We start from the raw sequence: 14,700 nt of genomic DNA on the forward strand, positions 1-14,700 counted from the left end.
AAAATAAAAAGCATGGAGGAAAAATATGCGTAAATATTTTATATCGATTTTATTTATTTTTTGTGTTTTTGGGATATATTCTCAAAATTATTCTTTTGAAGTAGAAGATGACATAGCAGCTTTTACAAAAAAAAATCCTCCCGGGTATTTTATCGGCAGGGTTCAATTAATAAAAATGCCTGACGGGTTTCAAGAAATAATAGGGTATAAGGAAGTTGTTACAAAAGAAGATACAAAATTTTTGGCATCCGAAAATAAGTTGGTTGGTGTTACCCAATATGTAAACGGAAAGGAAATCTATCTATACGATATGAATGGTGACGGAAAAATAAATATTAGTGCGCCTCATCCAATCTTGCCGGCATGGGTAATAACGGATTCAAAATATAATAAAAAAAGCTCTAAAAATAATATCGATAAATATTTGGAAGATTTTTACAAGCTTTTTAATGGTAATGAAAATCCGTATACAAGTGATAAGTTAAACAAATTAATTAATAAAACAATGCAGGCAAGTACAGATATAAAAAATGAAAACAGGGATATTATTTACGGAATATTTTTATATTATGGTCTTCAATCAATAAAGAATCCCCTTATTGATTTTACAAATTTACAGATGGTATTAAACACATACTTAACGCGTTTTAATAAAGACCTTGCTCATCCATTAATTTTTTTATGGATGATAGAAACTTTTATAAATATGGGTAATTCTGAACAGGCTTCAGAATTAGTCGACAATATTGTAGATATATATCCTGATTTTATTCCTTTTCAAGTATACTTTTGGCAGCTGGAAAAGGATAAAAAAATAAAAGAACAAAAATATAAAAACTTAAAAAATAAATATTCAAAACATTGGATTGTAAAGCAGATATAGATAGCTTTTATAAACATGTATATATTTTTATACTAAGTTATTAAATTATTTATATAAAAAGTATACATCTTAATAAAATGTATTAGGTTTTTAAATGGGAAAATATTAAAGTAAAAATTACAAAAACACATAAGTTAAACTTCTTGTAAAAAGGCTTTTATAAAACTTCCTATAATGTATGTTCTGTCTACTTATGTGGAGATTTTAATGAGATTAAGTGTTTTTATTAAAAGTTTTCGCCTCCTCTTTCCTTTATCCTAAAATTTTGATATACTTTTTTAGAATCATTATGAAAAAGAGACTGTTAATTTTTTTGATTTTTATATGTGTCCTCTCTGCGGCTTTTATTTCGTGTAACAATAATAATGAAGACGAAGTTGTTTATGAGAAGATAAAACCTAAAAGAATTATAAAAAACAATATCCTAATTGTTCTTGGAAAAGATTATTATGAGAGGAAAGATATTTTAAAGTATCTTGAAAGTGAGTACGACCTTGGAAACCCCGATTCTCATGTTCAGGTTTTACCCTATTCCGATATGGTTAAAAGAAGCAGACTTCCCCGTCTTAGAATGATAAACGAGAAGATTGAAGAACAAAAAACCACAATACTTATTTCAATGGGCATACCCGAAGGCGGAGGCCGTTACCTTATTCAGGCTGCAGAAAATAATCCTAATCTTGCGATAATAAGCCTTTTGCCTATGGACGAAATTCTGCCCTTAGAAGCGGCTTCGGATATTGTAGTTGATTTTCAAATTCCTAAACAACTATTAAGTGAAGAAAAAGATTTTATTATAAGCGATGATGAGCTTATGCTATTACTTATAGCAGCAATCTTTGCCGGTGAGGATATAAACGCTCATAACAAAGACATAAAGATTTTTCCGATAGAGGAATTTCGACAGGCTTTTTTTACGGCACAGACAATATTGGGTAAGGAGCTTTTTACTGATCATTATACAATTAAACCATATACGGATTCCGATACGGGGCTTCAATCTCATAGATATCTTTTAATTTATAAGGATCTTGATGAAAGTCAAGAAACGGATATTTCGGATGATGAAGCAAATTCAGATGAAAGCGAAACGGATTCAGACGGAATTATCAATCCGGATAAACTTGAGGGAGGTGCTTAGACTGTGAGCTCTTTGGAGTACTTTGATAAAGGAATTTTTGCATCGCCTGAAGCTCTTGAAAAGCTAAAATCTGCCGAAAAAGCCCGCCTTATTTTGATCTCGGACACACACGGTAATGAAGATACTATAATTAATATCTTAGACCGTGAAGGAGCTAAATCCGATGCCGTTTTATTTTCAGGAGACGGTCTTGCAGATTTTTTAAATTATATAACAATTTCACAATATGAAAAAGAGCTTATGGATTGCATGCCTCCTGTAGCGGCCCTTGTTATGGGAAATTGTGATTCAAAAAAATATGTTTTAAATCTGGATGCAGGAAAAACAGGATCAGGCTTCGGCTTTAAAAAAAATCCCGAACAGCATTTGGAATTTTGTGAAATTATTTTTTTAGAAGTTTGCAGAAAAAAAATTCTTTTAACTCACGGTCATGAGTTCTATGTCGATTTTGAGTTAGACACTCTTTTAAATTTTTTACAAGAACAATCTTGCACTCTTGCCGTATTCGGCCACACCCATGTTCCCCTAATAGAAGAAGTAAACGGGATATTTTTGGTAAATCCCGGCTCGGCTTCAAGACCGAGAATGGGCTCAAATAAAAGTTACGGAATTTTAACAATGAGTAAAAATAAAAAGCCGTCAGTAGAATTTAAAAACTTATAAAGCCGATATTTTTTCTTCTTCCAGCTCTTTTAAAATTTTTTCATCTAATTTTATTGACAGATTTTTTTCGTGAGCCGGAAGAACGGTTCCTTTGGGTGCGTTTTTTGCTCTGCGTAAGTATTTTACCTGAGTGGTATATAGATCGGCTTGCGCATTTTTTCTTGCTTTTGAATAAAATACTGCAAGGTTTCCGGCCTTAATCAAAATAGGCAAGGGGATGCTCTTCCCTGCCCTAGCCTTTATAAAAACATAACCGCCTGCATAATCCCTTGTATGAAGCCAAAGGTCTGCTCCCTTAACAAAATGCCGTAAAAGCTCATCGTTTTCGGCGGCCGTGCGGCCTACTAAAATTGTCCAGCCTTCCGAAAAGAACTTTAATCCGGGAGCTGATCTTGTATTTTTATTTTTTTGCTGAACCGGAATTTTTTCTTTTTGAAGAATTTTTTGAATTAAATACGGATTTTCTTCAGTTTTAATTTTTTCTATCTTTTCTTTTAGTTTTTCTATTTCTTTTTCTGCCGACAGAATATCTTCTTTCAAGGCATCCAAACCTGAAACTGCTTTTTTATATTTTTCGTAGTAGAGATTCGCATTTTCTTGAGGCGTTTTTAAAGGATCCAAGCTGATACTTATTTTTGTGCCGTTTTTTGTGTAATCTTCAAGCTCAACAAAATTCATTCCCTTTTTTATCAGATGAAGGTTTGAAAAAAGCAAATCTCCTGCATTTTTTAAACTTTGAGCATTTAAAAATTCTTCTTTTTTTGCCTTCAGTTTTAAAATGGCTTTTTCGATTCTTAAAATTTTAGAGCCGTAAAGATTTTCAGCCTCGTCCAACATAGCTTCTTTTGAAGCCTTAGGTGCATTATTTATATACCAATCTTCGATGGCTGCATTAAAACTTTTCGTTTTATCATAGTCACGAACGGAATAATCTTGTTTTTTTATTTTTTGTGGAGCAGGAGTTACCCAAGTTCCCCCTGATATTTCGCCCCTATTAGGGCGGCGGTAAAAAGCGTCTATTATAAGATTATTTTCATCTGTTAAAACTATGTTTGCAGCTCCGCTCCATAGTCTTAAATATAAAAAAAACACTCCTGCACCGCTTGCAATGTGAAGGCGGATGATTCTGTCTTCGTTTAGGTGTTCTGCTTTTAATATTTTTCCACCTTTTATTCGGGACTTTAAAAGCTCCATAAAACGCATAGGCTTATCGAATTTTGGAATCTTTTTACGTGTAGAATGAAGCCGGCAAGAACCTGCATCAAGAGAAATAAAAAGAGTCATGGGTTTATCTTTGTATAGATAAAAGACCAAGGCTGTATAAGAGGGCTGAATTATCTTTTGAATAAAACAGCCCTCTAACTTTAGCTCTTCAAGTATCAGATCTATTTCTTTATTGTTTAAGGACATTAAAAACCGAATCCTTTAAAAATATCTTTTACCTTATTTTCAGCTTCTTTTTTTACCTCGTTTTGGACATCTTTTATCTTTCCTGCAGCAATATCTTTTATGCGTTTTTCGGCTTCAGCCTTCTTTTTTTCCAATATTTTTTCGTAATTTTTTACGTCATCAAGAAGTTTTTTAGCCTTATTAGCTGCAGACATAAAGGTGTCGATTTCTTTTTTGTAAATTTCTTTTTGTTCATCAAGCCATTTTTGTCCCTGCCTTATGAGCTCTGCTTTTACCTTTTCAACCTGTCTTGCAAATTCTTTTTTTAAGGCTGCGGCTATCTGATTATCGACATCTGTATCAACATCAAGTTTAAACCTTTCTCCCTTATTAATTGTAAGTAGTGTTTTTACATTAATCTTTTTAATATCCGATAAGACATTTTGGTATATTTCAAAAACAAAGGCAGGTTCAAACTTTTGAACGGTAAGAACGCTTTTCATTATTTCCATATTTGCATCGATAACCACATCCTTATTTTTCGATACCTTTACACCGCCTCCGGTTTTTAAGATACCTGTAAGAGCAGGAACGGCATCTGCAGGCGAAGGTATATCCATATCCAAGCCCTCAAACGTAAAGCCCGTATCTACAAGTTCCTTGGTATATGAACGCAAATCGATTATGCCTTCTGCAGTTTCCTTTAATTTTCCATGGGCTGCATTTAAATTGATTGTAAGCGGCAGCCCTAGCTTGTCGTAATCATTGGTTATAGCCTTTGCTGTTCCGCCGATTGTAAAAACATCTTTTTCCGGATGATGACCTGAAAGCGAAATATTTCTTATCAAGAAAGTAGGAACCGAATCTTTTCCGAATATAAAAGTCTTACCGGGAAGGCGTTCCATAGCCCTTGATTTTTGAGCTAATGTAAGCTCTTTTTCTTGTTTAGGCCGCTTTTGTGAGCTTTGTAAAAGGTCCATTCCTTGTGCAAAATAGGGATAATATACTCCCAATGTTCTTACAATAAAGGTATTTATAAGATCAGCAATAAGTTTTTTTCCGGTGTCGACATTTATGGACTTTATTTGCCCTGCGATTTTATTTAAGCGGTTTATATCGTTTTTAACCGCAGCACCTGCATCCCGTGCCATACGGTCAACATCTTTAATGTCGTTTTGAACATCGTTAAAAAGGCGGTTTGCCAAATTAAAATCATCTTGTCCTGTTTTAACCACTTTTTGAATAACTTCGATTAACTCTTGCAACTGTTTTATATCATTAATCTTATTTATATCTATGGCTATTAATTTTTGAACAGCTTCAACCGTATCTACAACTTGCTTTTCTACATCATCTTTAGTCTTAATCCATTTTTGAGCCATCGGGTCTACGGAGTTTATTATTTTCTCTGTAATTTCCGGAGTTTTAAAGGCCGCTTTTTCTCGTTCAAGAATTTTTCTCGGATCTATTTGGTCTTGAACGGCTTTTAAACCGCTGTCTACCGATATTTGCGATTGTACCTTTTTAACTTCATCATTTATAAGTTCGGTAATGGGATTAGGTTTTTTATTGGGATCGACAGGTTTTTGTTTTTTAGGCGGTAAGGCTCCTGAGGTTTTCCGTGCCGTATTCCATGTAAAACCTTCTATAGCCATATTTTCTGCAACAAATTTTCCGCGGCTTAATTCCAAAAGATTAAAATAAAAGTCTATATTTTTAATCTCGAATAAATTACGCATAGGCTGATTTTTGTTTGCAACCTTATATCCTTGAATTCTAAATCGTGTTTTAAATAAATCGAAGTCTACAAGGCTAACCTCGCATTTTGCACCGAAGGCTGCTTCGGAAGCTCCTACAACTATTTTTTTTGCCAACGCGTTTCTAAAAATATATACAAAGAATAGAACGGCAAAAACACAAGCCAGGGCAGCCAATACTGCCGGAATATTCACCCTTCCCTTTTGTCTGCCTATTTCTAAAGCTATTTTGTTTATCCGCTTTAGTTGATTTTTATCGTTAATCTTTGTCTTATCGAATTCAAAGTACTCTTTGTTTGTCTTTTCATCTATGCTCGAAACTATAAAACCTCGGATAAAATCTTTATCCGCCGGAATAAAAATCTTTTTGTAAATTTTTCGATTAAGAGATCTTTTTGTATACCGCTTTTTAAAAAGTCTTTTTACCTTTTCAAGTTTTTTTGCTTCTTTAGCAGCCTTCTTGGCGGATTTTAGTTCATCTTTTTGCAATGATTCTTTATTTTTATCTTCCATACTAGAAATTGTCCTTTATATCAGATATTTTTGTTAAATGACGAAGAATAGGTATCTTACCTAAAATACCTACCCCCTTTGCATTTCCTACAGCCGGCTGCATATATTTTCGATATTTAGCAGTTATAATTCTTGTTAAGATGTATACAGGGGTATACAGTATAAGTCCCCAAACTATACCGCCTAAAACCATTGTATTTGAAAGCTTAAAAAGAGCTACAAAGGGAATGTTTTCCAGGATTAAAAATATGGGGTGTAAAAAAGGCAGCTGCACTACCCAAAATCCTATATTATTTATCAGCACATCCATAAAAGGAGTTATAAATCCGAACAAAATAAAGGATAAAAAAAATGCACCTTTATTTATGCGGATAAAAATAGATAAAAAAAACAAGAATGTAAATGTTAGATTATTTTTAGGCAATATTGCCAAAAAAAGACCTAGGGCCGCAGCGTGGGCTATATCACCCGGATGAGCATTTGCGTTAATGGCTTTAAAAAATGAAGTTACATATTTTATCATAGAAATAAGGTTTTAAAACCTCCTCCTTTTTTCTTTAGTCTATAGCATGGAAGCTTTTTTTTCAATAGCATCAGCATATACTTTTAGATATTTTTCCGCAGCTATGGTCCATCCGAACTTTTTACCCATGGCCTTGGTTCTCATCTTTTTTATATGATCTTTTTTATTATACCATGCATAAGTTGCCCAGCCGACCGTATCATAGATGCTTTGCGGGCTCAAGTATTCAAGAACAAAACCTGTCCCCTCTCCCGTTTCTTCATTATAGTTTTCTACAGTGTCTGCAAGCCCTCCTGTTTTTCGGACAATAGGCAAGGTTCCGTAAATAAGAGAATACATTTGGTTTAAGCCGCATGGTTCATATCGTGAAGGCATTAAGAAAAAATCGCTTCCGGCTTCAATCAGATGGCTTAGTTCTTCATTATAACCTATATAAGCCCTAAAATTAGGCAATCTTTGGGAAAGAAAATTAAGCTCCTTCTCGCACCAAGATTCCCCTGCTCCTAATACAACCATTTGCAGTTTTATATCGGAACATATCTTAAAGGCCGAGCCGTACATCGGTCCGAAAAGCTCGGAAATTCCTTTTTGATCAACCAATCGGCTTATCATTCCAAAAATCGGGATAGAAGGGTCAATTTCAAGACCAAGTCTTTCCTGTAGAACAGCCTTATTTTTTTCTTTTTCTTCAAGAGTCTTAGAATTATATCGATAAGGAATATACTCGTCTTTTGACGGATTCCAGATTGAGGTATCTACCCCGTTTAAAATTCCTATCAGTTCTTTTTCCCTGTAACGCAAAATACCGTCCATCCTAAAGCCGAATTCGGGGCGTTTAATTTCTTCCGCATAGGTAGGAGAAACTGTGGTAAGCATATCCGATGAAACAAGGGCTGCTTTTAAAAAATTTATTCTATCCCAGTCTTCAAAACCTGTACTGTAAAAATCGCTCCAATCAAGACCGGTATCCGGGAAGGTATGCTTTGAATAAACACCTTGATAGCCCATATTATGAATAGTAAAAATACTTGCCGTATTTTTAAATTCGGTATTTTTTTCGGTAAAGCGTAAAAGTACGGGTACTAAGCCTGTGGCCCAATCATGGGCATGTACAATGTCGGGAATCCATCCCTGTTTTCGGCAAACTTGAAAAGCTGCATGGGCTAAAAGCGAAAATCTCTTTGTATTATCCGAAAAATCCGGCTCAAAAGAAGAACCGTAAACACCATCCCTGCCGAAGGCTTGTTCATGGTCTATAAAATAAACCTTTACCTTTGGAGAAGGCAGGTGTGACTCATAAACTCCTACCCAATGTTCATAAGGGCCTAAATGAACAGCCATTGCTCCCGGAATTTGTTTTAAGTTTTTTCGATCAATCTTATAATAACGCGGCATTACTATTCTGACATCATGTCCCTTTTTTGCAAGAGCTATTGATAAGGCTGTAACGGCATCAGCCAGTCCTCCTACCTTTGCAAATGGAACAAGCTCGCTTGTAACCATCATTATTTTCATAAGTTCCTCCATAAAAACTTTTTGTAAGGATTATCAAATCCTTACAAAAAGTTTTTTCAAGCGGTTTGTTCTCAAACCGCATACAATATAACGATGTTTGCCTGAAAGGCAAACTCGAAAATAAACAGCGAGGTAGAATTCCTACCTAGCTGTTTATTATAACTCCATAAAAACTTTTTCCTATTTAAATGATAGCATAGTTTTATTGATTTTTAAAGACTAAAAATAAAAAATCGTAACTTTATCGGTCAAAATTTTGTTGTTTTTACTGTACACTTACAAAGAACTTTTTTACCTTTTTGCAAGTGCGCAATTTGGAGGCTTTATGAAAGATTCTATCATTAAGGGCATAAAACTTATTGCCGTTTTATGTATAAGTTTTGTTTTGTTTAATGCATGTAGTCCTGCAGTAAACGAAAATCGTTTTATAAGCGTTACAGGGCGTTCTGCAATTTTAAAATCCCCCGATCAGGTTTCGATTTCTTTTTCGGTTTTTTCAAAGGATAAGGACTTATCTGAAGCAAAAAATAAAAACGATGATGCTATTTTAAAATTAAAAGAGCTTTTTGAAAAGTATAAAATTGAGCAGAAAAATATCAGCATTGAACGCGTAAATATTAACCCCAGATACAGATACAGAGATAACGGTTATCAGGACTTTGACGGCTATGAGGTTGTCCAAAATATAGCAGTCCTTCTTACAAAGATTGAAGATTACGAAGTTTTTTTAACGGATCTTTTAAATACGGGCGTAGATAGAATTTACAATGTAGGTTTTTCTGTTGCCGACATGAAAAAGCTTATGGACGAGGCAAGAGTTACGGCAGTAAAAGCCGCCGAAGAAAAAGCCATCCTCCTTTGTAAGGCAGCTCCCAATGGAGGAAAACCTCTTTCTTTAGGAAAGATAATAAGCATAAGCGAAAATCCGTCAGGAATGTCACCCCGCGGTTATACAGGAGCCTATATTGCCAATAATTTAAAAGAAGCAGCCTACGATGAGGCTGCAGACGGAAATTTTTCGCCCATGGGACAAATTGAAGTTTCTGCAGAAATAAGCATTGTTTTTGAGTTGGAATAGTCTTAGTTCCGGAAGCTTAAAAATATTACTTTTTATACTTTCACTTAATTCAAAGAAGCCAATGTTTTTAATACAAAACATTGGCTTCTTGCTTTAAAAATATACTTCCAAAACTACCCTTTGGAAAATCCCAGTTTTTCCTCTAAAATTTTAGACAAGGCTTCGGTATCGATTTCTTCTTCAATAGTGATATTAAAGCCGTTTTTTAAGAGCAAGGAGATTTTTCCGTTACTTTCAGTCTTCCAAGAATGAATCTTGTCCCATGTTAAAAAATCCCCGTAAATAAGCCCGTTTTCGTAAACACCGGCCGAGTTAGAGTACTTATATACTACAAAGAGTAAAATCAATGATTGAAGGGCAAAACCTATAATTTTGATGAGCATATTATCCTGTACCGTAAAACAAATATACATTATAGGTATGGTAAAAAGCGAAAGGGAAATATTTTGTTTATTCATAATTTTCTTTTTTTTAAACGAAATTATCTTTTTTCCAAAATATTTTTTTGATTTATTTATCGGTTTTCCCAAATTAAATAAGGGTAAAATGTGAAAAAAAATTATAAAAATATAAAATATCAGGTTTAAGATAATAAATAGGATCATCAGCTTACTCATAAACGTCTCCTTAAAGGTCCAATGAAGCTAACATCGGTTTTCCCATAATAAACTAAACAAGAAGCTTTTACAAGACCTCTTATAATTTATACTAAAGTTATAATTTTCTCCCTATTGCATAGCTTTTGTATTTTTACTATAATACTCAATTATGGAAAAAATGCAAAGAACCGTAACCTGCGGCGGCTTAAATAAGGATTTTGCAGGAAAGACTGTTGTTTTAAACGGCTGGATTCACCGAAAAAGGGATCACGGCGGTATTACTTTTTTAAATTTACGCGACCGTTACGGTTTGACCCAAGTTGTTGTAGACGATGATGCAAGCGAAGAATTAAAGGCCCTTGCAGTAAGCCTCAAACAGGAATTTTGTATAGCCGTTGAGGGGCTTGTAAGGCTGCGCCCCGATTCTATGATAAACAGGGAAATGGCAACCGGAGAAATCGAAGTTAAGGCATTAAAGATTGAAGTGCTTTCAAAAAGCGAGGTACTTCCTTTTCAAATTGACGAAAAAACAAACGCAAATGAAGATTTGCGTCTTAAATACAGGTATTTGGACTTACGTTCAAAGGCGATGCAGGAGCATATTATTTTGCGCTCCAAATTCGCCTTTGCGGTGCGGGAGTTTTTAACCTCAAAGGAATTTTTGGAAATTGAAACTCCGACCTTTATTAAGTCCACACCGGAAGGAGCACGCGACTATCTCGTCCCCTCCCGTCTTTACCCGGGAAAATTCTATGCCCTGCCTCAATCTCCGCAGATTTATAAGCAGATTTTAATGGTTTCGGGCTTCGATAAATATTTTCAGATTGCACGCTGCTACCGCGACGAAGATGCCCGCGGCGACAGGCAGCCTGAGTTTACTCAAATTGACCTTGAGATGAGCTTTGCCTCCCGCGAAGATGTTTTAAACTTGACCGAGGGCATGATGCAGTATGCTTTTAAAAAGAGCATAAATGTAGACCTTCCTAAAAACTTCGAGCGGCTAAGCTATGACGAGGCTATCGACATTTACGGAACCGATAAGCCAGATTTGCGTTTTGAAATGAAGATGCAGAACGCAGCCTTTATGGCAGAAATCGGAAACTTTGCAGTTTTCAAAGATGCTCTTTCTTCAGGCGGAGCCGTCAAGGCCTTGGTAGTAAAGGGACAGGCGGAAGCCTACAGCCGCAAAAAGATTGAAGAGCTTGAAGCCGCCGCCAAAATATACAAGGCTAAGGGTTTGGCTTGGATTAAGGTAACGGAATCCGCTTCAAAACTTGAGGGCGGTATTTCAAAATTCTTTGAAGGAAAGGAAGCGGAAATTTGCTCAAAGCTCGGAGCCGAGAAAGGCGACTTAATTCTCTTTGTAGCGGACAAATACAAGATTGCCTGCACAGCCTTGGGTGCCGTTAGAAGCAAGCTCGGAAAGGACTTGGGACTTTTAAACCCCGCCGAGTTTAAATTTGTCTGGATTGTAGACTTTCCCCTCTTTGAATGGAACGAGGAAGAAAACAAGTGGGATCCGGCTCATCACATGTTCTCGGCCCCTCAGGAAAAATATATTCCGACAATGGAAGAAAACCCCGAACCCGTAAAAGGCGACCTTTACGACCTCGTTTTAAACGGATATGAGGTAGCCTCAGGTTCGATAAGAATTCATAATCCCGAATTGCAAAAGCGTATCTTTAAGATTGTCGGTTTTGATGAAAGCGAAGCGGAAAAGAAGTTCGGCTTTTTAACCGAAGCCTTTAAATACGGAGCCCCGCCCCATGGAGGCATTGCTCCCGGTCTTGACCGCATCGTTATGATTATGGCAGGCGAAACCTCGATAAAAGAAGTAATCGCCTTCCCCAAAAACTCCTTTGCAGTAAGCCCCATGGACGACAGCCCAAGCGAAGTTGACCAAAAGCAGCTGGATGAATTGCATTTAGCGATTAAGGGATAAGGACTTTTTAATGAAAAATATTATTTTGACCGGGGATAGACCCACAGGAAAACTTCATATAGGGCACTATGTCGGTTCATTAAAAAACAGGGTTGCCTTGCAAAATTCGGGTAAATACGACGAAATTTATATTATGATTGCGGATGCACAGGCTACGACCGACAATGCGGATAATCTTGAAAAGGTTAGGTCCAGTGTTGTGGAAGTTACCTTGGATTATCTTGCCTGCGGAATCGATCCTCAAAAATCGACAATCCTTGTGCAGACTCAAATCCCTGAGCTTTGCGAGCTTACCTTTTATTATATGAACCTCGTAACCCTTGCCCGCCTTGAGCGGAATCCGACGGTAAAAAATGAGATTAAAATGAGGGGCTTTAATGCCGGTATCCCTGTAGGCTTTTTAACCTACCCTATAAGCCAGGCAGCCGATATTACCGCCTTTTTGGCAAATACCGTTCCCGTAGGCGAAGACCAAATGCCGATGATTGAGCAAACCCGCGAAATAGTCCGCTCCTTTAATTCCCTTTATGGGGAAACCTTGGTAGAACCTAAGGAGCTTTTGCCCTCGAACAAGACCTGCGGACGGCTTCCCGGAACTGACGGAAAGGCTAAGATGAGTAAGTCCCTCGGTAACTGTATTTATATATCGGACAGCCACGAAGAAATAAAAAAGAAGGTAATGGGAATGTTTACCGACCCGAATCATCTCCGAGTGGAAGATCCCGGAAAGGTTGAAGGAAACCCCGTCTTTACCTATCTTGATGCCTTTGCCCGAAACGAGCACTTCCCCGAGTTTTGGAGCGATTATTCGTGCTTGGATGAGGTAAAAGAACATTACCAAAAAGGCGGCCTCGGAGATGTTAAAATAAAAAAATTCTTAAACAATATTTTGCAGGAAGAACTTAGGCCCATCAGAGAAAAAAGGGAAGCCTTTCAAAAAGACCTCCCTTCGGTTTATCAAATCCTGATTGAAGGCACCAAAAAAGCAAGGGAAAAAGCCGCAGCTACAACCCATTCGGTACGCTCTGCAATGAAAATAAATTATTTTGAAGGAATGATAAAAAATTAAATATACATATCCATTTTCCCCTTGAATTTTATGTGTATGTGTGGTAATATCATAAGATATTGGAGGAAGAAACTATATGGCAAATGCAGGAGTCCTTAATAAAAAGGTCAAGGTTGAAAACGATAACCTCTTAAAATTAGTTACATTCCAACTTGGAGAAGAACTTTACGGTGTAGAAATTATGGACGTTGACCAAATAGTCAGGGTTCAGGATGTAAGACCTATCCCCAATGCTCCATACTATGTTGAAGGAATTTTCAACTTAAGAAGCGAAATTATTCCGGTAATAAGTCTTCATAAGAGATTTCACATAAAAAAAGCGTCCTTGGATGAGGGTGATGAATTTTTGGGAGGCTTTATAATCATAAAGATTGAGAATAACAAGATAGGCATTATCATCGACAGGGTTGCCCGTGTTGTTGATGTAAAAAAAGAAGAAATACAGCCTCCGCCTCAGATGATAGCAGGTATCGGAGCGGAATACATTAACGGCGTTGTCAGGCGTGATCCCGGCTATTTAATAATCTTGGATATTCACAGATTATTCAATCCGAAAGAATTACAAAAGATTACCAATTTATAAAAATTATGAAAATACCCGTTTACAGCTCAACTATAAGACGTTCCGAAATGGATGCAGTTCTTACATGCATGGTCGAGGAAAAAATAGGTCCCGGCGAGATGAACCAAAAACTCATTAAGCAGGTTTGCGAGGTGTTTCAAACGTCCGGAGCAGCCGCTTTAAGAAGCCCTGCCATAGCCTTAACATACGCCTTAAAGGCCTTAAACCTTGAATCAGGCTCATCGGTTATTATCTCGAGTTTGGCGCCATCTTGGCAGTATGTAGAGTTAAGCCGCCAAGGCTATAAGCCCATTGTACTTGATGTAGAAGCCGACTCCGTTTTTCCGTCCTTTGAAAGCCTTGAAAATGCCGTACAAACAGGAGGGAGAGTTCTTATCTTACACGAAACCTTGGGTTTTTTACCCGACATGGAAAAGATATTAAGCTTAAATATTCCCGTAATAGAAGATATTTCGCAAAGTGCAGGGGCGGCATATAAGGAAAAATTTGCAGGCAGCATGGGTATTTTTTCTATCTTGGGACTGGAAGAAAAAGATATTTTAACCGGAGGGGGCGGTGCCGTATTATTGGCTCCCGAAAGAAGGAACGCAATAGTTTTAAAAAAACTCTACGATGAAGCTCCTATTACAGACCAATTACCCGATATAAATGCATCCTTGGCCTTTGTTCAGCTAAAACAGATGGCAAAAAACATGGAGCAGCGTAAGGAAATGCACGAGTCCTATGTACGCTCTTTGATGCAGGGAAAGCATAAAACGATAGCTCAAAAAGAAGACACGGTAAATCCTGTTTATTCTTTTCCCGTTATTTTGAATTCGGGCGTTTCGGATGTACAAAAATATGCGGCAAAAAAAGATATAGATACAGAGCTTGCTTTTAAAAATTCGGCTGTCGAGTATTTAAAAGAAAATCAGGAAAGCCTTATAAATGCTTCTTCCCTTTTACTGAGATGTGTGCTTTTTCCGCTCTATCCGCGATTGGGAGCAAAAAAATCGGCCGAGATTGCCAGAGTACTGGCTACCCTGCCCTAGTTTCTTTATAAATC

General features: G+C 36.7%; 13 protein-coding genes. 8 read left to right on the forward strand and 5 right to left on the reverse strand.

Annotated elements, in window-relative coordinates:
- Positions 1 to 25: 25 nt before the first annotated feature.
- From E4O04_RS08100 to E4O04_RS08110, 3 genes are all read left to right on the forward strand, one after another.
- The gene (locus tag E4O04_RS08100; RefSeq protein WP_253687836.1) at positions 26 to 883 is read left to right on the forward strand and encodes a hypothetical protein; all 858 of its coding nucleotides are present in this window, start codon (positions 26 to 28) and stop codon (positions 881 to 883) included.
- A 289-nt stretch (positions 884 to 1,172) separates the two neighbouring features.
- Positions 1,173 to 2,024 carry a hypothetical protein gene (locus E4O04_RS08105; protein ID WP_253707236.1) on the forward strand — a complete coding sequence of 284 codons (852 nt, stop codon included), beginning with the start codon at positions 1,173 to 1,175 and terminating at the stop codon, positions 2,022 to 2,024.
- Positions 2,025 to 2,027: 3 nt separating this feature from the next.
- Positions 2,028 to 2,687 carry a metallophosphoesterase gene (locus E4O04_RS08110; RefSeq protein WP_253707237.1) on the forward strand — a complete coding sequence of 220 codons (660 nt, stop codon included), beginning with the start codon at positions 2,028 to 2,030 and terminating at the stop codon, positions 2,685 to 2,687.
- Here the strand turns inward: E4O04_RS08110 and E4O04_RS08115 are convergent.
- From E4O04_RS08115 to glgA, 4 genes are read right to left on the reverse strand one after another with little or no spacing between them, the layout of a single operon-like run.
- Positions 2,682 to 4,097, reverse strand: a complete 1,416-nt coding sequence (locus E4O04_RS08115) for an NFACT RNA binding domain-containing protein (RefSeq protein ID WP_253707238.1) — start codon at positions 4,095 to 4,097, stop codon at positions 2,682 to 2,684. The genes E4O04_RS08110 and E4O04_RS08115 overlap by 6 nt on opposite strands.
- Positions 4,097 to 6,346 carry a TIGR03545 family protein gene (locus E4O04_RS08120; protein ID WP_253707239.1) on the reverse strand — a complete coding sequence of 750 codons (2,250 nt, stop codon included), beginning with the start codon at positions 6,344 to 6,346 and terminating at the stop codon, positions 4,097 to 4,099. Before E4O04_RS08120 ends, E4O04_RS08115 begins: the two co-directional genes overlap by 1 nt.
- A 1-nt stretch (position 6,347) precedes the next feature.
- Positions 6,348 to 6,869 carry a DUF2062 domain-containing protein gene (locus E4O04_RS08125; protein ID WP_253687828.1) on the reverse strand — a complete coding sequence of 174 codons (522 nt, stop codon included), beginning with the start codon at positions 6,867 to 6,869 and terminating at the stop codon, positions 6,348 to 6,350.
- A 39-nt stretch (positions 6,870 to 6,908) separates the two neighbouring features.
- On the reverse strand, positions 6,909 to 8,384 hold the full coding sequence (gene glgA / locus E4O04_RS08130) for a glycogen synthase GlgA (RefSeq protein ID WP_253707240.1): 1,476 nt from the start codon (positions 8,382 to 8,384) through the stop codon (positions 6,909 to 6,911).
- A 325-nt stretch (positions 8,385 to 8,709) separates the two neighbouring features.
- Here glgA and E4O04_RS08135 point away from each other — a divergent pair, with 325 nt between their 5' ends.
- Complete coding sequence (locus tag E4O04_RS08135; RefSeq protein WP_253687813.1) at positions 8,710 to 9,462, forward strand: SIMPL domain-containing protein; 753 nt, start codon at positions 8,710 to 8,712, stop codon at positions 9,460 to 9,462.
- 113 nt (positions 9,463 to 9,575) lie between these two features.
- Here the strand turns inward: E4O04_RS08135 and E4O04_RS08140 are convergent, their stop codons facing one another.
- On the reverse strand, positions 9,576 to 10,079 hold the full coding sequence (locus E4O04_RS08140; RefSeq protein ID WP_253687811.1) for a hypothetical protein: 504 nt from the start codon (positions 10,077 to 10,079) through the stop codon (positions 9,576 to 9,578).
- Positions 10,080 to 10,239: 160 nt separating this feature from the next.
- Between E4O04_RS08140 and aspS the strand changes: the two genes are divergently transcribed.
- From aspS to E4O04_RS08160, 4 genes are all read left to right on the forward strand, one after another.
- Positions 10,240 to 12,003, forward strand: a complete 1,764-nt coding sequence (aspS, locus tag E4O04_RS08145) for an aspartate--tRNA ligase (RefSeq protein ID WP_253710830.1) — start codon at positions 10,240 to 10,242, stop codon at positions 12,001 to 12,003.
- Positions 12,004 to 12,013: 10 nt separating this feature from the next.
- Entirely contained in the window at positions 12,014 to 13,072 is a 1,059-nt protein-coding gene (gene trpS / locus E4O04_RS08150; RefSeq protein ID WP_253707242.1) for a tryptophan--tRNA ligase, read from the forward strand.
- Positions 13,073 to 13,148: 76 nt separating this feature from the next.
- Entirely contained in the window at positions 13,149 to 13,655 is a 507-nt protein-coding gene (locus E4O04_RS08155) for a chemotaxis protein CheW (RefSeq protein WP_253687808.1), read from the forward strand.
- A 5-nt stretch (positions 13,656 to 13,660) separates the two neighbouring features.
- Positions 13,661 to 14,686: a DegT/DnrJ/EryC1/StrS family aminotransferase gene (locus E4O04_RS08160; protein ID WP_253707244.1), complete on the forward strand. Its 1,026-nt coding sequence runs from the start codon at positions 13,661 to 13,663 to the stop codon at positions 14,684 to 14,686.
- The last annotated feature ends 14 nt before the right edge of the window (positions 14,687 to 14,700 follow it).

It is taken from the genome of Treponema sp. OMZ 799 (assembly GCF_024181365.1).
Lineage (GTDB): Bacteria > Spirochaetota > Spirochaetia > Treponematales > Treponemataceae > Treponema_B.

Excerpts from the sequence above, each read along its gene's own strand:
- trpS (WP_253707242.1), top strand. The coding sequence starts at position 12,014 with ATGAAAAATATTATTTTGACCGGGGATAGACCCACAGGAAAACTTCAT.
- E4O04_RS08115 (WP_253707238.1), bottom strand. The coding sequence starts at position 4,097 with ATGTCCTTAAACAATAAAGAAATAGATCTGATACTTGAAGAGCTAAAG.
- aspS (WP_253710830.1), top strand. The coding sequence starts at position 10,240 with ATGCAAAGAACCGTAACCTGCGGCGGCTTAAATAAGGATTTTGCAGGA.
- E4O04_RS08100 (WP_253687836.1), top strand. The coding sequence starts at position 26 with ATGCGTAAATATTTTATATCGATTTTATTTATTTTTTGTGTTTTTGGG.
- E4O04_RS08105 (WP_253707236.1), top strand. The coding sequence starts at position 1,173 with ATGAAAAAGAGACTGTTAATTTTTTTGATTTTTATATGTGTCCTCTCT.
- E4O04_RS08140 (WP_253687811.1), bottom strand. The coding sequence starts at position 10,079 with ATGAGTAAGCTGATGATCCTATTTATTATCTTAAACCTGATATTTTAT.
- E4O04_RS08160 (WP_253707244.1), top strand. The coding sequence starts at position 13,661 with ATGAAAATACCCGTTTACAGCTCAACTATAAGACGTTCCGAAATGGAT.
- E4O04_RS08135 (WP_253687813.1), top strand. The coding sequence starts at position 8,710 with ATGAAAGATTCTATCATTAAGGGCATAAAACTTATTGCCGTTTTATGT.
- glgA (WP_253707240.1), bottom strand. The coding sequence starts at position 8,384 with ATGAAAATAATGATGGTTACAAGCGAGCTTGTTCCATTTGCAAAGGTA.
- E4O04_RS08120 (WP_253707239.1), bottom strand. The coding sequence starts at position 6,346 with ATGGAAGATAAAAATAAAGAATCATTGCAAAAAGATGAACTAAAATCC.
- E4O04_RS08155 (WP_253687808.1), top strand. The coding sequence starts at position 13,149 with ATGGCAAATGCAGGAGTCCTTAATAAAAAGGTCAAGGTTGAAAACGAT.
- E4O04_RS08125 (WP_253687828.1), bottom strand. The coding sequence starts at position 6,869 with ATGATAAAATATGTAACTTCATTTTTTAAAGCCATTAACGCAAATGCT.